The organism is Ralstonia mannitolilytica, from assembly GCF_000954135.1.
In the GTDB taxonomy this organism is placed as follows: Bacteria; Pseudomonadota; Gammaproteobacteria; order Burkholderiales; family Burkholderiaceae; genus Ralstonia; species Ralstonia mannitolilytica.
In genome coordinates this window covers 201315-219428 of sequence record NZ_CP010800.1, presented here as the reverse complement: position 1 = coordinate 219428, position 18114 = coordinate 201315, and the positions used below count along the sequence as shown (strand labels likewise).

Sequence of the window (18114 nt, the reverse complement as noted above, 5' to 3'; positions counted from 1 at the left end):
CCGCCGCAACGCATTCCGAATCCACATGACACGACCGACCATGCAACCACGTTCTTCCCGTTCCTTCTCGCTGCGCATGGCCGGTATGGCCGTGGCCGCCGTGCTGGCGCTGAGCGCCTGCGGCAAGGACACCGCCAGCGATGCGAAGGCCGCACAGGCCGCCACCGACCCGAACCTGGTCGTTGCGCCGCCCACGCTCGTGCAGCGCCTGAAGGTGGCGCCGGCTGGCAAGCAGCCGATTTCGGAGCGCCTGCGCGTGCCGGGCCAGATCGCGTTCGACGAGCAGCGCGTGGCGCGCATCGGCGCGACCGTCACTGGCCGCGTGACCGAGCTCATTGCCACGCCTGGCCAGAACGTCAAGGCGGGCGACATCCTCGCGCAACTGCACAGCACCGAACTCGGCGCCGCGCAACTCGCGTATCAGAAGGCCGCCGCACAGCGCGACCTGCAGGCGCGCGCACTGGAGCGCGCCAAGCTGCTGCTGGCCGCCGACGTGATCGGCTCGGCCGAACTGCAGAAGCGCCAGAGCGAGCTGGCCATGGCCGATGCCGAAGTGCGCGCGGCGGTGGACCAGCTGCGCGTGATGGGCGTATCGCCGGCCACGCTCGCCAGGATGCGCACGGGCGGCATGTCGTCCATCTCGCCGGTGGTGGCGAGCATCAGCGGTACGGTGGTGGAGCGCAAGGTCACGCGCGGGCAGGTCGTGCAGCCGGCCGACGAGCTCTTCACCGTGGCGGACCTCTCGCGCGTCTGGGTGGTGGGCGAGGTGCCCGAAAGTGCCGCCGCCGCCGTGCGCGCAGGCCAGGCGGTGGAGATCGACACCGGCGCTGGCGAGCGCATTGTCGGCAAGCTGATCTGGGTGTCCGACATCGTCGACCCGCAGACACGCACGGTGACGGTGCGCACGGAGGTGGACAACGCCGAACGCACGCTCAAGCCGTCGATGCTGGCGACGCTGCTGATCCAGTCGCGCCCCGAAGACAGGCTCGTGGTGCCGACCTCCGCCGTGGTGCGCGAGGACAATCGCGACTACGTCTTCGTGCGCGCCAGCGAAACGGACTACCGCCTGACGCCGGTCAAGCTGGGCGATGAATCGAATGGCGTGCGGCCCGTGATCTCGGGTCTGCAGGCCGGCCAGCAGATCGTCGTGGAAGGCGGCTTCCACCTGAACAACGAGCGCAAGCGCGCCGAGATGGAGGGCGCATGATCGACGCATTGATTCGCGGCGCGCTCAAGCAGCGGCTGGTGGTTGCCGTGGTGGCCGCCGTGCTGCTGTTCTTCGGGCTCGATGCCGCGCGCAAGCTCTCGCTCGACGCGTTTCCCGACGTGACCAACGTGCAGGTGCAGATCGCCACCGAGGCGCCTGGCCGCTCGCCGGAGGAGGTCGAGCGCTTCGTGACCGTTCCGGTGGAAATGGCGATGACCGGCCTGCCTGCGCTGACCGAGATGCGCTCGCTGAACAAGCCCGGCCTGTCGCTCATCACTCTCGTCTTTACCGACGAGACCGACGTGTACTTCGCGCGCCAGCTTGTGATGGAGCGCTTGATCGAGGTGCAGTCGCGCATGCCGGCGGGTGTGACGCCTGTGCTCGGCCCCGTATCCACGGGCCTGGGCGAGGTGTATCAGTACACGCTCGACAAGCCGGACGATGGCGACAAGGAGCTCTCCGTGGAGGAGCTCACGCAGCGTCGCATCGCGCAGGACTGGGTGGTGCGCCCGCTGCTGCGCTCCATCCCGGGCGTGGCTGAAATCAACTCGCAGGGCGGCTACGAGAAGCAGTACCAGGTGCTGGTCAACCCTGAGCGCCTGCGCCATCACAACGTGACGGTCAAGCAGGTGTTCGAGGCGCTGGCCGCCAACAATGCCAACTCGGGCGGCGGCGTGCTGCCGCACTTTGCCGAGCAGTACCTGATCCGCGGCGTCGGCCTCGTGCGCGATACCAACGACATCGGCGCCATCGTGCTTAAGGAGGTCAACGGCACGCCGCTCACCATCCGCGATGTGGCCGAGGTGAAGATCGGCACGGCGGTGCGCGCCGGCGCGGTGGTCAAGAACGGCGTGACCGAATCCGTGGGCGGCGTGGTGATGATGATGCGCGGCGGCAACGCCAAGGAGGTCGTCGCGCGCATCCAGGAGCGCGTGAAGGCGATCAACGACAACGGCATGCTGCCAGACGGCCTGAAGATCGTGCCGTACTACGAGCGCTCAGACCTCGTCGATTCGGCCCTCAATACCGTCATCAAGGTGCTGGCCGAAGGTGTGGTGCTGGTGGTGATCGTGCTGCTGCTGTTCCTGGGCGATATCCGCTCATCGCTCATCGTGGTGGGCACCTTGGTGCTTACGCCGCTGCTGACCTTCATGGCGATGAACAAGCTCGGCATCTCGGCCAATTTGATGTCGCTGGGCGGGCTGGCGATCGCGATCGGCCTGATGGTCGACGGCTCGGTGGTGGTAGTGGAAAACGCGTTCGCCCACCTGGCCAAGCCGCGCGATCCGAACGAGAGCCGTGCACGCATCATCCTGCACGCGGTGACTGAGGTGGCGACGCCTGTGATCTTCGGTGTGGGCATCATCATCCTGGTGTTCCTGCCGCTGATGACGCTGCAAGGCATGGAGGGCAAGATGTTCGCGCCGCTGGCCTTCACGATTGCGATTGCGCTGTTCATCTCGCTGGTGCTGTCGCTCACGCTCACGCCGGTGCTGTCATCGTATCTGCTCAAGCCGAAGGCGCACCCGCACGTAGAGGGCGAACACGGCGACCATGCACACGACAAGCACGCCGAGCATGACGCCCACGATACGTGGCTCATCCGCAAGCTGAAGAAGCCGTACCTGCGCCTGCTCGAGCTGAGCCTGAACAATGGCCGGAAGACGGTGGTCGTGGCCGTGGCGGTGTTCTTTGCCACCGGCGCGCTGATGCCGTTCCTGGGCACGGCGTTCATTCCGGAGATGAAGGAAGGCTCGGTGGTGCCCGGCATCAACCGCGCGCCGAACATCTCGCTGGAAGAGTCGATCCGCATGGAAATGGAAGCCATGCGCCTGGTGATGCAGGTGCCGGGTGTGAAATCGGCGGTGTCTGGCGTGGGCCGTGGCGAGTCTCCGGCCGACCCGCAGGGCCAGAACGAATCGACCCCGATCGTCTCGCTCAAGCCGCGCGATGAATGGCCGAAGGGCTGGAACCAGGACGACATTGCCGAGGCGATGCGCAAGGCGCTGCAGGTGCTGCCCGGCGTGCAGATCGTCATGGCGCAGCCGATTTCCGATCGCGTGGACGAGATGGTCACGGGCGTGCGTTCGGACGTCGCCATCAAGGTGTTCGGTGACGACCTCAACACGCTGCGCGAGAAGGCCGAGGCGATTGCCAAGGTGGCGCAGGGTATCCACGGTGCGCAGGACATGCGCGTGGAACGCATCACCGGTCAGCAGTATCTGCAGATCGCGATCGACCGCCAGGCCATCGCACGCCACGGCCTGAACGCCGCCGACGTGCACAACGTGATCGAGACCGCCATCGGCGGCAAGGAAGCCACGGAAATCTTCGAGGGCGAACGCCGCTTCAGCGCGGTGGTGCGCCTGCCGGACGCATATCGCGGCAGCGTGGAGGCCATCCGCAACCTGATCGTGGCGGCACCGAACGGCGCCCAGGTGCCGATGGAGAGCATCGCGCGCATCGAGGTGACTGACGGCCCCGCGCAGATCAGCCGCGAGCTTGGCAAGCGCCGTGTGGTGGTGGGCGTGAACGTGCGTGATCGTGACCTCGGCGGCTTCGTGGCCGAGCTGCAATCGGCCGTGGCGCAGAAGGTGAAGCTGCCCGAGGGCTATTACCTCGAGTGGGGCGGCCAGTTCCAGAACATGGAGCGCGCCATGGGCCACCTGCAGGTGATCGTGCCGATCACGGTGGCGGCCATCTTCTTCCTGCTGTTCCTGCTCTTCAACTCCGTGCGCTACGCCACGCTGATCATCCTCGTGCTGCCGTTCGCGTCGGTGGGCGGGATCATCGGGTTGTTCGTCACCGGCGAGTATCTGTCGGTGCCGGCGTCCGTGGGCTTTGTCGCGCTGTGGGGCATCGCGGTGCTCAACGGCGTGGTGCTGGTCAGCACGATCCGCAGCCTGCGCGAGCAGGGGATGTCGGTGGCGGAGTCCGTCCGTCTCGGCGCGCGCATGCGCTTCCGCCCCGTGATGATGACGGCGACCGTCGCCATGCTGGGTTTGATCCCGTTCCTGTTCGCGACGGGACCGGGTTCGGAAGTGCAGCGGCCGCTGGCCATCGTGGTGATCGGCGGCCTGCTGACCTGCACGCTGCTCACGCTGGTGATGCTGCCCACGCTGTACAAATGGTTTGATGAGGAGGCCAAGGCATGAAGCAAATCCACATCGTAGTGCGCCCGCAGTTGCTCGAGCGCGTGCATGAGGCACTGCGCGCCTGTCCTGGGTTTCCGGGCATGACGGTGGGCGAGGTGGATGCGTACCCGCCGGTCGCGTCCCAGGCGGGCGCGCATTCCATCAAGGAGGACCTGACCGAGTTCGTACCGCGCGTGCGGATCGAGATCGTGGCGTCCGACACGGTGGCGGGCCTGCTGTTCGACAGCGCCGTGAAGGTGCTCGAGCACGGCCAGACCGGTGACAGCGCGGTGTGGATGACGGACGTGCTGCAGGCAACGTTCCTGCACCGCACGGGCTGACGCCGCGCTGAAACGGAAAAAGGCGGACAACGTCCGCCAGTCCATCGAAGCCCATGTTGCAACGGGCCGCTTCGGGTGAAGCGGCCCGTTTGCCTTGGTGCTTACCGCTGGATGTCGGTCAGGTGCTTCATGACGCCTTCGTAGCGGAACTTGTGGATCGGGCGATCCATCGACTGCATCTGGTTCAGCTGCACCGCCTGCGGACGCAGCGACCCCGTCGGCGTGACGGACTGCGCCGCCAGCGTGGCCACGGCAGGCTGCATGTTCTGGATGCCCACAATCTGGTCGTACAGCGCCTTGTCGATGATCTGCGCGTTGTACAACTGCGTGGCGTCGCCCGCGATGTTGGTCGTCGTTGCCTTGTTGCTGATGGAACCGGCCTGCGCCAGCAGCGCGCTCCACAGCGTCGGGCTGTAGTTGGTCACGTAGTAGTCGAGGCCCGTCGGGTTGGCCAGCACGGCCGAGCACGTCGGCAGCGTCACCTGCGCGGTCTGCTGATCCAGCACCACGGTCTGCGTCTGCGCGAAGCCGTCGCCGTACGCCAGCGTGAGCGGAATGTTCCACTGGTAGCCGGAGTACACGTTCTTGTTCGGGAACGCCTTCTGCGTGATGGTCAGCACGTTCTTGTCGGTGGCCGGGTTGCACTGCGCGTCAATGGTGACGAGCGGTACGCCGGTCTGCCGCACGAAGCTGTCGCCGACCTTGCCCACCGGCTTGCCGCTGGCGGCCTCCAGTTCTGCCCACAGGCGCGGCGGCGTGCCGTTGCCGAACTTGTACTTGTTCAGGTAGCTCTGCAGCCCGCGGCGCATGGCGTCCTTGCCGACGTAGTTCTCGATCATCTGCAGGACATGGCCGCCCTTGTTGTAGGCAAAGCGGTCCAGGAAGTCCATCGAACCTGCGTCGCTGAGGTTGTGCTGGACCGGCACGGCCGTCGGCTGCAGGTCAAGCGTGTAGACGCGTTGCTTGACCGCCGCGTAGTCCGCCCATGTGTTGCCCTGGAACTCCGGGTGCAGCGTGATCTTGGTGACGTTTTCGAACCAGTTGGCGAAGGATTCGTTGAGCCAGATGTCGTCCCACCAGTCGAGCGTGACGAGGTCGCCAAACCATTGGTGCGCCAGCTCGTGCGACACCACCACGAACGAGCGCGCCTTGCCCATCGTGTGGACCGAGGTGGGCGCGCCCTCGGGCGGTACGAGCACCTGGTCGGCAAACTCGAAGATGGCCCCCCAGTTCTCCATGCCGCCAAAGCCGGCGTTCTTGTTGTTGTAGCTGTCGTTGGCCGCGATGGTGTCCATCTTGTCGAACGGCAGCGGGATCTGGAAGTAGTTGTAGTAGTGGTTCAGCGCTTCCTTGGTGAACTGCATGCCGGCCACCGCGGAGTGCGCCTCGCCGGGCGGCACCCACCAGCGCAGGCGCATGTTGCTGCCGTCGAGCGGGCTCGTGAACTGGTCTTCCAGGATGTCGAACTTGCCGCCGCCGAAGAAGAGCAGGTAGGCGGGCATCGGCGGCGTCTTCGCAAAGGTGACCTGCTGGTAGCCGTCCGGGAGCTTGGTTGCGCCGGTCTGCTTGCCGTTGGCCACGGCCTTCCAGTCGCCCGGGATCTCGGCCGTCACCTCAAAGGTGTTGCGGAAGGCGGGCTCGTCCCAGCTCGGGAACCACTCGCGCGCGAAGTTCGATTCGCCCTGCGTGACGATGGCGTCGGAGCTCTCGCCCGTGGCGGCCTGCAGCCCGAGCTTGAAGATGCCTTCCGCCTTTGTGAAGTTGATCGTGCCCGTCCATTCCATGTGCAGCACGTAGTTGCCGGGCTTGATGTCGCCGGTGGGGTCGCGCAGGTCGTAGAACGCGCCCTGCGATTGCGGGATCGGCACCAGCACGCGCGACGGGCCATTGCCGGAGGTGGGCGTGAGCGTCAGCCGCGAGGCGTCGAACTTGAGGTCGCGCACGGCCAGCGTGACGGCGCCCGTCTGTTTCGTGACCTTGATCTCCACGTCGGCGCGGCCCGAGAAGCTGTTCAGGTCTGCACTGGGGCGGAACCACAGCTTGTAGTTGACGGGCTTGATGTAGTCGGGAAGCTCGACCGGTGGCACCGATGCGTCGACCGCCGGTGCCTGGGCGTTGCCATTGCCGTTGCTGGTGTTGCCCTGCTGCTGCGATCCGTTGGCGTCCAGCTTGCCGCCGGCCGGCGTGAGCGCATCGTCTGCGCCGCCGCCGCACGCGGCGAGAATCAGCGCCGCCACGGCTTGCGCGGCAAGTGCCAGCTTGAACGAGCGTGTCGTCGGCGTACGACGACGGGTGGTCGAATCCCGCATTGCATTTCTCCTGAGATGGAAACGAATCGGCGGCCCGGGGTCCGAAAGCAGGTCCGGTGGTGAGTCGCCGAATCGGGACAAGGAATTTCCCGTTTCTTGCGCGGTACACATCACTGGCCGCGCACGGGATGCACGGATTCTGGATGAAACGTTGTGCGAATCGAGACGAAGTTTTTTAATTCACACCCGCACAAAACCCGCGCCAGGATTGCAGTTTTGGCACCACGCAGCGTGAAGACAGCTGCGGTGATGACGGGGGTCGGGTAGGTTTTTCAAATCGCGTTGAAAGAAAAGTACCGGCATGCTGTTTTGTGAAAGCGATTTAAAAATCGGCATGGTGATTTTTACAACACCGGTTAAAGAGACATTGAATGCGGCGGCCGATGACAAAGAACCAGTGGGGAACTTTCCTGCATGCCGAGCCCTAGCTGCGCCGCAGCAATGGAAAGGGCGCCGCCCACGGGGGTAATCCTTCCGGATGAGGGGGGCGTCATGCGCGGTATGGCGCAAAGCCGGTACGCTTCGAGGTTGTCCTGTTTTCTGTTAAGCAACGCATGCAATCCGCGCCCGGAAGTGTCAGCAGCCCGGCGGCTGTGGGGGTCGACCTGATCGACTTTTTTGACGTCACGCCGACCTCGCTGTGGTTGGAGGACTACAGCGACCTGCACCAGCTCTTTGCCCAGTGGCGCGCCGCGGGCGTGACGGATCTGCGGCGGTTCCTTGAAGAGGATGCTGCGCGGGTGGCGGCCTGCTCCGCATGCATCAAGGTGCTGCGCGTGAACCGGCGCACGCTGGCGATGTACGGCGCACCCGATGCCGCCACCCTGACCGCGCGCCTGGCCGACGTGCTGCGCGACGACATGCTCGAAGCCCACGTCGGCGAGCTGGTGCAGCTGTGGGCCGGCGAGCGCGCGTTCGAGAGCCGCAGCGTCAACTACACGCTGGGCGGCCGCCGGCTCGACATCCTGCTCAAGGGCGTGCTGTTGCCCGATCACGCGCAGCCGTGGGACCGCGTGCTGGTGGCGGTGGACGACATCACGGAGCTGGAAGACGCGCGCCGCCGCGCCGCGGCCAGCCAGATGTATGCGCGCGGCGTGTTCGAGCACGCGCCGGTGTCGCTGTGGGTGGAGAACTTCAGCGCCATCAAGTCGCTGCTGGATGAGGTCCGCATGCAGGGCATCACCGACTTCCGCACCTTTACCGATGTGCATCCTGAATTCGTCGAGCGCTGCATGCAGGAAATCCAGGTGCTCGATGTGAACGGCTTCACGCTCGAGATGTTCAAGGCGCGCAGCCGCAACGATCTGCTGGGCCGGCTGCCCGAGGTGTTTCGCGACGACATGCGCCCGCATTTCCGCGAGCAGCTGATCGACCTGTGGGACGGCAAGCTCTTCCAGCAGCGCGAAGTGGTCAACTACGGGCTCGACGGCAATCCGGTCAATATCCACCTGCAGTTCTCGGTGTTCCCCGGCCGCGAGCAGGACTGGGACATGGTGCTGCTGGCGCTGACCGACATCACCGCGCGCAAGAAGGCCGAGTCGTATCTCGAATACCTGGGCAAGCACGACGTGCTCACCAAGCTGAAGAACCGGTCGTTCTATGTGGAGGAGATCAACCGGCTCGAGCGCAAGGGGCCGTTCCCCGTGACGGTCATCATGATCGACCTCAACGGCTTGCAGACGGTCAACGACCAGCTCGGCCATGCGGCGGGCGACGCGTTGCTGCGCCGCGCGGGTGAGGTGCTCGGCAAGGCCATCGACAAGCCCGCGCATGCAGCCCGCATCGGCGGCGACGAGTTTGCGGTGCTGATGCCCGGGGCCGACGAGAAAGCCGGCGAGACGCTGATGGAAAGCCTGCGCACGCTGGTTGAGCTCAACAACCAGTTCTACTCCGGCCCGGCGCTGGCCTTCTCGATGGGGGCGGCCACCTGCCACGAGGGCGGCCGCCTCGAAGAGGCCTTGCGCGACGCCGACGCGGCGATGTACGAAGACAAGCGCTTGCAACAGGTAAGCGAGCGCCTGGCATAGACGCCGATGCATCGATCTGTGCACGCAATGCACAGAGCCTGTCGCCGGGCAGCGCTGGCTGTGTGGCGCACGCCCTGACAGACTGTGCTCCTGACCGTTTCTTCAGGAGCCGATATGTCCAAGCCAACCCTGCGCAGCATCCTCGGTGCAAGCGCGCCGGCATCGCTTCCCGCCCGGCGCACGGCGCTGCTCGTGATCGATTTCCAGGATGAGTACTTCACCGGCGCGCTGCCCGTTCCCGACGGCGTGCAGGCGCTGGCCCATGCGAACGCGTTGATCGACGTTGCCGACCGGCGGGGCTGGCAGGTCGTGCACGTCCAGCACGTGGCGCCGGCTCAGGCGCCCATCTTCTCGCGGCATGCCGCCATGCATGCGGACGTCCGCCAGCGGCCCGGCCACCGCCTCGTGCAGAAGAGCGCGGTCAGCGTGTTTGCCGGCACCGGCCTGGCCGATGAACTGAAGCGCGACGGCATGACGCATCTGGTCATATGCGGCCTCATGACGCACGCCTGCGTGGCCGGCGCCGCGCGCGATGCCGTGCCGGCCGGGTTCGAGGTGATCGTCGTGGACGATGCCTGCGCCACGCGCGATATCGTGGTCGACGAACGGATCAGCGTGTCGCACGATGAGCTGCATCGTGCTGCGCTGGCGGAGATTGCCGACACATTCGGCACGGTCATGCGCACGCGCGAGGTGATGGCGCTTCAGGCGGCGTAGGGCGCGGGCGCGCGTGATAGCATCCGACGCCTCGGCTACACGGGCGGCCAGGCACACGGTGCCTGCCGAGCCCATTCGACCATGGACCAGTTGCTTGCCATGCGTGTGTTCTGCGCCATCGTGGAGGCGCAAGGGTTTTCCGCTGCGGCGGAGCGCCTGGACAGCACGCATTCCTCAGTGTCCCGCCAGCTCAAGCGGCTCGAAGCCGAACTGGGCGTACAGCTGCTCAATCGCACGACGCGCCGCTTCTCGCTCACCGCGGCCGGACAGCGCTATCACGAAGCCTGCGTCGACATCCTCGCGCGCGTGGACGCTGCCTCGCAGGCCATGGCAAACGAGCATCAGCGCGTTGCCGGCACCCTGCGCGTGAGCGTACCGCTGGCCATCGGCACGCTCGAGCTCGACGATTGGCTGCCGGCCTTCCAGCAGCGTTACCCCGATATCCGCCTCGATCTGTCCTGCAGCGACGAGATGGTCGACCTCGTTGCGGAAGGCGTTGACGTGGCTCTGCGGATCAGCCGGCCCCTGGGCGACAGCAGCCTGATGGCGAAGCCGCTGGCCGAATCCAGCATCGTGCTGGTGGCATCGCCGGTATATCTCGCCAGGCGCGGGCTGCCCACGACGCCGCAAGCCCTCGGCCAGCACGAGCTGATCGCGTTCTCGGGCTCGCGGACGGCCGCCGAATGGTCGATTGAAACCGCGCAGGGCACCACCGTGTCCGTTTCCGTGGGAGGGCGGCTGACGACGGATGCGATTACCGCCGCCTATGCCGCCGCGCTCTCGGGCGTCGGCATTGCCGCCTTCACATGGAATACCGTGCGGCCGGCGATGGCGCGTGGGCACCTCGTGCACGTGCTGCCGGGCTGCACGCTCGGCCGCCGCATCTACTACGCGCTCTATCCGCATACCCGCCATGTAGCGCCCAAGGTCCGGGCCTTCGTCGACTACATGAGCGAGCACTATCGCGCCCGTTAGCAGGCGCCTTGCGGGCGCGGCAGCACGGACGCGGCCTGTGTCAGGCAGGCGTAAAGAACCGCTCGTGCAGCTCTTCCAGCCCCAGCGTGCTGATCACCTCGTTCAGGCGCTCGGTGGCGCGGCGGCGCGGCAGGTTCTTGTACTGCGCGATGATCAGTTCGTTCTTCATCGAGTGCTCCCAGCCGACGAGCTCGGTCACGCTCACCTGATAGCCGTGCGCTTCGAGCTGCAGGCAGCGCAGCACGTTCGTGACCTGGCTGCCGAATTCGCGCGTGTGCAGCGGGTGGCGCCAGATTTCGGTAAGCGCGTTGCCAAGCGACTTGCTCTTGTTCTTGCGCAGCACGCCCGCCACCTCGGCCTGGCAGCAGGGCACGAGCACGATGTATTTGGCCTTCTTTTCGAGTGCGAAGCGGATCGCATCGTCCGTGGCGGTGTTGCAGGCATGCAGCGCGGTGACGATGTCCACCGTGGCGGGCAGCTGGTCCGATGTGATCGACTCCGCCACCGACAGGTTCAGGAACGACATTCCCTTGAACCCGAGCCGCGCGGCCAGCTCGGTCGATTTGGCGACCAGCTCTTCGCGCGTTTCGATGCCGTAGATGTGCGAGGTGCCGTCACCGGGGTGTTCCTTGCAGAACAGGTCGTACAGGATGAAGCCGAGGTACGACTTGCCGGCGCCGTGATCGACCAGCGAGACGTGGCCCTTGGCCTGTTGCACATCGGCCATCAGCGGTTCGATGAACTGGAACAGGTGGTAGACCTGCTTGAGCTTGCGCCGGCTGTCCTGGTTCATCTTGCCGTCGCGCGTGAGGATGTGCAGTTCCTTGAGCAGCTCGATGGACTGGTTGGGGCGGATTTCGTGGGTCTTGTTGGACATCGTGGGACAGCCTGGCGGCATGCGGCGCCATGGGCGCAGGCGCAGTGCCTGAAGGAATGCGCGGGTGAAGGCGTGAGTTTACCGAAAAGCAGCTCACCGCACGGGAGCCGGCCCGCACGCGGACGATGGGGCACGTCGATTGCAGGCCATCGCGACAGGATGGGACAATGGCGCCCCCCCGCTTGCCCGCGGTGCTCCGGACCTTTCTTCGCATGCCCGAATCGCAAAACGCTCCGCAAGTCGCCATCATCGGCGCCGGCCCCGCCGGCCTGATGGCGGCAGAAGTCCTGTCTCGCCAAGGCGTGCGCGTCGACGTGTTCGATGCCATGCCGTCGGCTGGGCGCAAGTTCCTGCTGGCGGGCATCGGCGGGATGAACATCACGCACTCCGAACCGCTCGACGCGTTTGTCGGCCGGTATCGCGCACGGCAGGATGTGCTCGCGCCGCTCATCCAGCGCCTGAGCCCGGACGCGCTGCGCGCGTGGATCCACGGACTGGGCATCGACACGTTCGTGGGCACCTCGGGCCGCGTGTTCCCGACCGAGATGAAGGCCGCGCCGTTGCTGCGTGCCTGGCTGCATCGGTTGCGCGAGGCCGGCGTGAAGCTGCACATGCGGCATCGCTGGACGGGCTGGGCAGAGCCCTCGCAGCACGCGCACGTGCTGCGTTTCGATACGTCTGACGGCGAACGGTTCGTACCGGCCGACGCCGTGGTGCTGGCCACGGGCGGCGGAAGCTGGCCGCGCCTCGGTTCAGACGGTGCATGGGTGCCGTTGCTGCAGGCGCGCGGCGTGCACGTGGTGCCGCTGCAGCCGGCCAATTGCGGGTTCGACGCCGATTGGAGCCCGTTCTTTCAGGAGCGCTTTGCGGGCCAGCCGGTCAAGTCCGTGGCGATCGGGCTGCCGTCCGGTGATGACGGCGCGATGCAGTTTCGCCAGGGCGAGTTCGTTGTCACGCAGACGGGCATTGAAGGCAGCCTCGTCTATGCACTGGCGGCACCGATCCGCGAGGTGTTGTCAGCGCATGGCGAAGCGACGATCTGGCTGGACCTCGCGCCCGGGTGGAGCGCGCAGCGCGTCCTGGATGCGGTGAAGCACCCGCGCGGCTCCCGCTCGATGTCGAGCCATCTGCAGAGCAAGCTGAACATCACCGGCGTGAAGCTCGGCCTGCTGCGCGAGTGCCTGTCGAAAGAGGCCTTTGCCGACCTTGCCCAATTGGCAAACGCCATCAAGGCGCTGCCGCTGCGGCTCACCCGCGCCCGGCCCATCGACGAGGCGATCAGCAGCGCCGGAGGCGTGGCCTTCGAGGCGCTGAACGCCAGTCTGATGATCGAGCGTCTGCCCGGCGTGTTCTGCGCAGGCGAGATGCTCGACTGGGAAGCGCCGACGGGCGGCTATCTGCTGACAGCGTGCTTTGCGACGGGTGCCGCAGCCGGCCAGGGCGTGCTCGACTACCTGGCAACGCCGCGCTGAAGGCCTAGCGCGCTTTCAGCCGCCACAACGACGTGACCTCGGCAACGCGCGCCTGATGAAGCGGGTCTGCCGGGTCGGAAGCCTTGGGGTGCCTGGGTTTGATGTCGTCGCGGCCGATGACCTGCAGGCCGGCCGCGTCGATCATCGCGAACAGGGCATCGCGCGTGCGCAGGCCGAGGTGTTCGGCAAAGTCCGAGAGGATCAGCCAGCCTTCGCCATCGGGCTCCAGATGCGCGGTGAGCCCTTCCAGGAAACCGCGCAGCATGCGGTTGTCCGGGTCATATACGGCGCGCTCGACCGGAGAGCTCGGCCGCGCCGGCAGCCACGGCGGGTTGCAGACGATGAGCGGCGCCCGGCCTTCGGGAAAAAGGTCCGCTTCCACCACCTCTACCTGGCCCTGCAGGCCGAGGCGCGCCACATTCTCGCGCGCGCAGGCCAGGGCTCGCGCGTCCTGATCGGTACCGACCACGCGCTTCACGCCGCGCTTGGCCAGCACCGCTGCCAGCACACCCGTGCCTGTGCCAATGTCGAATGCAAGTGCCCTTGATGGAAGCGGCGCCCGCGCTACCAGGTCGATGTATTCGCCGCGCACCGGCGAGAACACGCCGTAATGCGGGTGAACGCGTTCACCGCCCAGCGCGGGAATCTCGACACCCTTCTTGCGCCATTCATGCGCGCCGATCAGCCCCAGCAGCTCGCGCAGCGAGACGACGGAAGCCGCGTCGCTCGTGCCGTAGGCCTCGGTGCAGGCCTCGCGCACGTCGGGGGCACGCCGCAGCGGGACCGCGTAGTCCGCCTCCAGCGGGATCAGCAGCATGCCCAGCGTGCGCGCTCGTTGCGACTGCGCTTGCCGGTGCAGGTTGAAAGCGTCGATGGGCGAGGTGGCCTGCTTGCGCGGCTTGCGTTCGGTGCGGCGCGCCATCGCCTGCAGCAGCTGCCGCGCGTTGTGGAAGTCGCCTCGCCAGAGCAGCGCCGTGCCTTCGCAGGCCAGGCGGTAGGCCGCATCGGCGGTGGTGCGGTCATCGGCAATGACGACGCGCCTGGGCGGCGGGTTGCCGGCTTCGGAGCGCCACAGGGTGGTATGGACGGCGCCGGTTTCAGCGTCGGTCCAGGAAAGGGTGGGGAGGTCGGTCACGGGAATTGCCAGGTACGGTGCGCAGGCGCGCGCGGGGGAGTCGGCATCGCGCCGGATTGGGCGACACGATACCGCTCATGGTGCAAACGCACAATGCGCACGGCAGTCGCCTGCAGATGCGGCATGACGGCCTGGCCCGAGACGGTTTGATCGACATCAGACCGGCTGGCCGCTTCACGCCTACATCGATCGGGCGAACCATTTCCTATACTGCCCATTCTGTCTTCTACCCCGAACAGTGAAACCGTGAACGCTGCGCCAGCCGATATCCTGCGGGCCGTCGTCAACGGCAAATATGGGCAAGCCGATGCCGATCTGGTCGGCGACGATGCCGAGTCGGTTCGCATGGCCTACTACCGCTATTGGTCGGATTGTGGAAAACCCCATTCCGAATTCCACCGCTGCCTTGCGCGTGCAATTTTTGCCAATGATGGGATCCAGCTGTGGTTCGTTCGACCGGCGCTGGCCGCGATGCTGGGTGCATTGGACCGACCCGTCGAAGTGAACGATGCGCCCACTTCCCGGCCTGCCCGCACGCCCCCGCCCGCGATTGAGGTCCCACGCCTTCTTTCCTGGAACGGGGCGTCAGCGGCGCCGGAGTGGGCCGGGTTCGGGCGGTATGGAGGTTGCTCCCCGAATCGTCGCGATGGTCTCGCAATGACTATGGAAACCACATCCCAGCTAGACGGCTATCTCGTCACCTGCGATTCCGAACTGTTGGAATCGCCTTATTTCCGTGTCTCCTGGAGTGCCATTCCGGAAGGGAAGTTTGCGCCGGGCAGGCCCCTGGGCGAGTCGTACATCTGTCGCGCGAAAACCGACGAGGAGGCGCTGGCGACGGTGCGGCAGCGCGCGCGCCTGATGATCCGCAAGGTGCACGCGGAAATGACCGAGGAGTAACCGTTCGACGCCTGCGGGAGGCCTTGGCGGAAAGGGACCGCGGAGGCGCGCTGTTCCCTTGGGCGCGGACCGTGGGCGCGGCGTCCCTTCCGGTGACGCCAGGCCGCTGCTGGAGACAGGAGCGAACAATGGCCACGTCCTCTGACAAAGCCCTTGAGGCGCTGTGCAGGCAGATCGAACAGCATTACAAGAGCGGCGCGCATATCGTCACGGGCGCCGACGCCGAAGCCATCCGGAGCGGTTATTACCGATACTGGGTCGGATGCGGCAAGCCGGAGACGAAGCTGCATTCGAGAATCGCGAGGTCCGTGTATGCGCAGGACGGCGTTCATCTGGCACTGCTGCGTCCCGCGCTAGCGGAGCTGAGGGGGATAGCGCAGCACGTTCGGTGAGCGGTGTGGTGCCTATTCTGCGAACGGCAGTTCGCTTGCTGCCGTCCTGCTGGGATAGGGGCACCACGAGCGGCGGGCCGGCGAGGGGCGGGCCCCCGCGTTCCGCCTGCGTCCGGCGCCGCCCCGCAACACCACTGCGGCTCGCCGGCTGGCGCCCTACGCCGGAGGGTCAGCAGGGCCGATCGCGGCATTCGCCAACGCAAAGCTCACGGCTTGGGCGGTGGTGGCGACGCCCAAACGGTGGCGCGCCTTTCGCAGATGGTTCTCTACGGTTCGTTCGGACAGCCCCAAAGCAGCCGCAATTTCGGCTTGACGCCGACCCGCGGCAATCCACTGGAGGATTTCACGCTCGCGACGTGAAAGGCCCGGAGAAAGGAGCGGAGTCGGGTGGCCGTCTATGCGTTTTCGAGCAGCGCGGAAAGCGGCCGCGCCGACCTGGCTCAGAAGGATGCGCGCTTCGGGGCTGCTATCAATGTGCTTGCCGCCAAGGCTCACCGCACCTTCAAGGCCGGTTGGGCCGAAGACTGGTATCTGGAGGCCGTGGACACCGTCGCCGCGCGGGTGCCTGACGACGCTATAGCGTTCTTCACGAGCGTTCTCGTGCTTCGTCCAGAAGAAGGGCTCGTTTAGATCGAGAAAATGCCGGGTCACTGGGCAGACTTACCGGGTTGCGGTGACTTCCGTCCCGTCGCCAACCCAGTCTTGTCCGGGTTGCCGGATAGCGTTGCAACATCGAACTCGAACCCTGCCTGGTCGAGGTGATACATCGGCAAGAGCGTTTCAACCGGATGGTTGCCCGTAGAGAAAAAGGTGCCGTTTGCGGTCAGCAGGTAGCGCTCGTCGGCCGCGATCAGTAGCACTTTCCGACGGCCTCCTCGATACGCTTCCGGATACACCGCATCCGAGAGGTTCGATTTTGGCGACGTGAATTGCGAGAGCCAATAGGGTGACGGAAAGAAATGCGTGGCGTTCCGCGGGATCAGGTGTGGGCTGCTTGCTGTCTGGCTGAAGAGTCATGATGAGCTTCCTTCTCAGGTAGAGCGGTCCTGCAGCTTAGATTTCTCGTGTCGTTACCCCAAATGAGGGGCATCCCCCAACAAAGGCAGTGGGCGTATTTCCCGTCCAGAACTGAAATCATGTCCCGCTGGCTGAAAAGACGGCGAGGTCTTTGGCGCGTCCTCCGGCAGGATGGACGGCGAGAAGGAAAGGATTGCGATATCCGCTCGTGACATTTGGGGGCAACTCATCTTGGATGACCAAAGTTGCCCCGCGATTGGCCGGCTGCCAATGAACGGCAGCGGAAGAGAACAGACGACAATCGCCCGCAAAGCCTTGTAATACCGCGATTATTGAGTTTTGTTGTTCCTCAATAAATCTTCAGATGGTGGGGCGTACAGGATTTGAACCTGCCTGCCTGCGCCGGTAAACCGCCGCCGCTCGACCCATGAGCTACCGCCCCGTGTTCACTATATCGGCCTTGTGCGGGCAGACCCGAGTCGGGACATTTCCCTAGCCGGATCGATCCATGCAGCGCGCGAGCGCAGGCATCCGGACGCACTAGCCCGGAATGATCCTGCGCCGGCGCAGGTCGTCGAAGATGCGCATGAACATCGCCTCGGTCTCCACATATTCGTGAAAGCCGAAGCGGCGCGCCTTGGTGCCGTCGCCGAACATGTCGTAGTCCCACGAGAAGACGAAGTCGGCAAAGCGCCACGAAGACACATCGCTGTAGGGCGTGTCGGCCAGACCATGCCTGGCGATCATGCTTTGCCAGAGCGGTTCCTTGTCGGCCATGACGGTGTCTAGCGACAGCGGCAGCGGCGGGGCGACTTCCAGGTCGAAGTAGTGCGCGATCTTGGGCCACATCTCGCTCCAGCGGAACAGGTCGCCGTTGTTGATGTTGAAGGCCTGGTTGGCGCAGCGCGGGTTGGTGGCGGCCCACACGGTGGCGCGGGCCAGCAGGCCTGCGTCGGTCATCTCCAGCAGGTGATCGTACGCACCGGGTTTGCCGGGAAAGCGCAGCGGCAGGCCCAGTTCTTTGGAGATCGACGCATACACGGCAATGGCCACGGCCAGGTTCATCGGGTTGCCCAGCGCAAAGCCGCCCACCACCGCCGGGCGGATGGCCGACCACGTCCACGCCTTGCCCTGCTGGCGCGCTTGCAGGAACGTCTGCTGGTCGAACATGAACTCGGGCGGCATGAAATGCGCGTCGGTTTCGCGGGCCGGCGTCTTGAACGGGCCGAGGTGTCCGCCGTAGACCTTGTAGCCCTGCATCAGGCTCACGTGCGCAAGGTTGGGCGACGCGTCTTCGATGGCGTCGACCACGTTGGTCAGCATGGCCAGGTTGGGCGGCACGAGTTCGGCCCACGTAGGCCGGTCCTGGTAGGCGGCGTAGAAGATGTGGGTGACGTTGCTCAATGTGTGCAGCCTGGCACGCGTGTCTGCGGCATCGAGCAGGTCGACGGCAATGTGGCGGATGCGCCCGTTCGACTCGCCGCCGCGCCGCGACAGGCCCACGATGTGCCAGTCGCCGAGCGTGGCAAGGTGGTCGATCAGGTTGCGGCCGATCACGCCCTGTGCGCCCACGACGAGCGCGACTTTGTTCTGTGCAGTCATGGTGATATT

14 protein-coding genes, 1 tRNA gene and 1 pseudogene are annotated in these 18114 nt (G+C 65.7%); 9 read left to right on the top strand and 7 right to left on the bottom strand.

Annotated elements, in window-relative coordinates; genetic code table 11:
* Window positions 1-40 precede the first annotated feature (40 nt).
* From TK49_RS17570 to TK49_RS17560, 3 genes are read left to right on the top strand one after another with little or no spacing between them, the layout of a single operon-like run.
* Entirely contained in the window at window positions 41-1207 is a 1167-nt protein-coding gene (locus TK49_RS17570) for an efflux RND transporter periplasmic adaptor subunit (RefSeq protein ID WP_197742992.1), read from the top strand.
* The gene (locus TK49_RS17565; RefSeq protein ID WP_045218540.1) at window positions 1204-4362 is read left to right on the top strand and encodes an efflux RND transporter permease subunit; all 3159 of its coding nucleotides are present in this window, start codon (window positions 1204-1206) and stop codon (window positions 4360-4362) included. Before TK49_RS17570 ends, TK49_RS17565 begins: the two co-directional genes overlap by 4 nt.
* On the top strand, window positions 4359-4682 hold the full coding sequence (locus tag TK49_RS17560; RefSeq protein WP_045218538.1) for a P-II family nitrogen regulator: 324 nt from the start codon (window positions 4359-4361) through the stop codon (window positions 4680-4682). The genes TK49_RS17565 and TK49_RS17560 overlap by 4 nt, the downstream gene beginning before the upstream one ends.
* Before the next feature lie 101 nt (window positions 4683-4783).
* Here TK49_RS17560 and TK49_RS17555 read toward each other — a convergent pair whose 3' ends face one another.
* Window positions 4784-6991, bottom strand: coding sequence for a M1 family metallopeptidase (locus TK49_RS17555; protein ID WP_045218535.1), 2208 nt, complete (start codon window positions 6989-6991; stop codon window positions 4784-4786).
* Window positions 6992-7545: 554 nt separating this feature from the next.
* Here TK49_RS17555 and TK49_RS17550 point away from each other — a divergent pair.
* From TK49_RS17550 to TK49_RS17540, 3 genes are all read left to right on the top strand, one after another.
* Window positions 7546-9018, top strand: coding sequence for a sensor domain-containing diguanylate cyclase (locus TK49_RS17550; protein ID WP_045218533.1), 1473 nt, complete (start codon window positions 7546-7548; stop codon window positions 9016-9018).
* 114 nt (window positions 9019-9132) lie between these two features.
* Window positions 9133-9735: a cysteine hydrolase family protein gene (locus TK49_RS17545; protein WP_045218530.1), complete on the top strand. Its 603-nt coding sequence runs from the start codon at window positions 9133-9135 to the stop codon at window positions 9733-9735.
* Window positions 9736-9816: 81 nt separating this feature from the next.
* Complete coding sequence (locus tag TK49_RS17540) at window positions 9817-10710, top strand: LysR family transcriptional regulator (RefSeq protein ID WP_045218528.1); 894 nt, start codon at window positions 9817-9819, stop codon at window positions 10708-10710.
* A 40-nt stretch (window positions 10711-10750) separates the two neighbouring features.
* On the opposite strand, the gene TK49_RS17535 is transcribed toward TK49_RS17540, so the two are convergent.
* Window positions 10751-11587 carry a class I SAM-dependent methyltransferase gene (locus TK49_RS17535; RefSeq protein ID WP_045218527.1) on the bottom strand — a complete coding sequence of 279 codons (837 nt, stop codon included), beginning with the start codon at window positions 11585-11587 and terminating at the stop codon, window positions 10751-10753.
* A 212-nt stretch (window positions 11588-11799) separates the two neighbouring features.
* Here TK49_RS17535 and TK49_RS17530 point away from each other — a divergent pair, with 212 nt between their 5' ends.
* Window positions 11800-13059 (top strand): BaiN/RdsA family NAD(P)/FAD-dependent oxidoreductase, encoded by a 1260-nt coding sequence (locus tag TK49_RS17530; RefSeq protein WP_045220272.1) that lies wholly within the window; start codon window positions 11800-11802, stop codon window positions 13057-13059.
* Window positions 13060-13063: 4 nt separating this feature from the next.
* Here the strand turns inward: TK49_RS17530 and TK49_RS17525 are convergent, their stop codons facing one another.
* Window positions 13064-14194, bottom strand: a complete 1131-nt coding sequence (locus TK49_RS17525; RefSeq protein ID WP_045218525.1) for a methyltransferase — start codon at window positions 14192-14194, stop codon at window positions 13064-13066.
* A 246-nt stretch (window positions 14195-14440) separates the two neighbouring features.
* Between TK49_RS17525 and TK49_RS24605 the strand changes: the two genes are divergently transcribed.
* The gene (locus tag TK49_RS24605; protein ID WP_147282554.1) at window positions 14441-15094 is read left to right on the top strand and encodes a hypothetical protein; all 654 of its coding nucleotides are present in this window, start codon (window positions 14441-14443) and stop codon (window positions 15092-15094) included.
* A 128-nt stretch (window positions 15095-15222) separates the two neighbouring features.
* Window positions 15223-15486, top strand: coding sequence for a hypothetical protein (locus tag TK49_RS17510; protein WP_045218519.1), 264 nt, complete (start codon window positions 15223-15225; stop codon window positions 15484-15486).
* 156 nt (window positions 15487-15642) lie between these two features.
* Here the strand turns inward: TK49_RS17510 and TK49_RS24275 are convergent, their stop codons facing one another.
* The 4 genes and pseudogenes from TK49_RS24275 to TK49_RS17490 form a co-directional block, all read right to left on the bottom strand.
* Window positions 15643-16137: a PA1136 family autoinducer-binding transcriptional regulator gene (locus tag TK49_RS24275; RefSeq protein ID WP_099050679.1), complete on the bottom strand. Its 495-nt coding sequence runs from the start codon at window positions 16135-16137 to the stop codon at window positions 15643-15645.
* A 50-nt stretch (window positions 16138-16187) separates the two neighbouring features.
* Window positions 16188-16503 (bottom strand): annotated as a pseudogene (locus TK49_RS17500) (type 1 glutamine amidotransferase family protein); the annotation flags it as partial.
* A gap of 365 nt (window positions 16504-16868) precedes the next feature.
* A tRNA-OTHER gene (locus TK49_RS17495) sits at window positions 16869-16945 on the bottom strand.
* 98 nt (window positions 16946-17043) lie between these two features.
* Window positions 17044-18105, bottom strand: a complete 1062-nt coding sequence (locus TK49_RS17490) for an SDR family oxidoreductase (RefSeq protein ID WP_045218515.1) — start codon at window positions 18103-18105, stop codon at window positions 17044-17046.
* Between the last annotated feature and the right edge of the window lie 9 nt (window positions 18106-18114).

Bases quoted from the DNA above. Each gene is read 5' to 3' on its own strand.
- TK49_RS17570 (WP_197742992.1), top strand. From the start codon at position 41: ATGCAACCACGTTCTTCCCGTTCCTTCTCGCTGCGCATGGCCGGTATG.
- TK49_RS17565 (WP_045218540.1), top strand. From the start codon at position 1,204: ATGATCGACGCATTGATTCGCGGCGCGCTCAAGCAGCGGCTGGTGGTT.
- TK49_RS17560 (WP_045218538.1), top strand. From the start codon at position 4,359: ATGAAGCAAATCCACATCGTAGTGCGCCCGCAGTTGCTCGAGCGCGTG.
- TK49_RS17555 (WP_045218535.1), bottom strand. From the start codon at position 6,991: ATGCGGGATTCGACCACCCGTCGTCGTACGCCGACGACACGCTCGTTC.
- TK49_RS17550 (WP_045218533.1), top strand. From the start codon at position 7,546: ATGCAATCCGCGCCCGGAAGTGTCAGCAGCCCGGCGGCTGTGGGGGTC.
- TK49_RS17545 (WP_045218530.1), top strand. From the start codon at position 9,133: ATGTCCAAGCCAACCCTGCGCAGCATCCTCGGTGCAAGCGCGCCGGCA.
- TK49_RS17540 (WP_045218528.1), top strand. From the start codon at position 9,817: ATGGACCAGTTGCTTGCCATGCGTGTGTTCTGCGCCATCGTGGAGGCG.
- TK49_RS17535 (WP_045218527.1), bottom strand. From the start codon at position 11,587: ATGTCCAACAAGACCCACGAAATCCGCCCCAACCAGTCCATCGAGCTG.
- TK49_RS17530 (WP_045220272.1), top strand. From the start codon at position 11,800: ATGCCCGAATCGCAAAACGCTCCGCAAGTCGCCATCATCGGCGCCGGC.
- TK49_RS17510 (WP_045218519.1), top strand. From the start codon at position 15,223: ATGGCCACGTCCTCTGACAAAGCCCTTGAGGCGCTGTGCAGGCAGATC.
- TK49_RS17490 (WP_045218515.1), bottom strand. From the start codon at position 18,105: ATGACTGCACAGAACAAAGTCGCGCTCGTCGTGGGCGCACAGGGCGTG.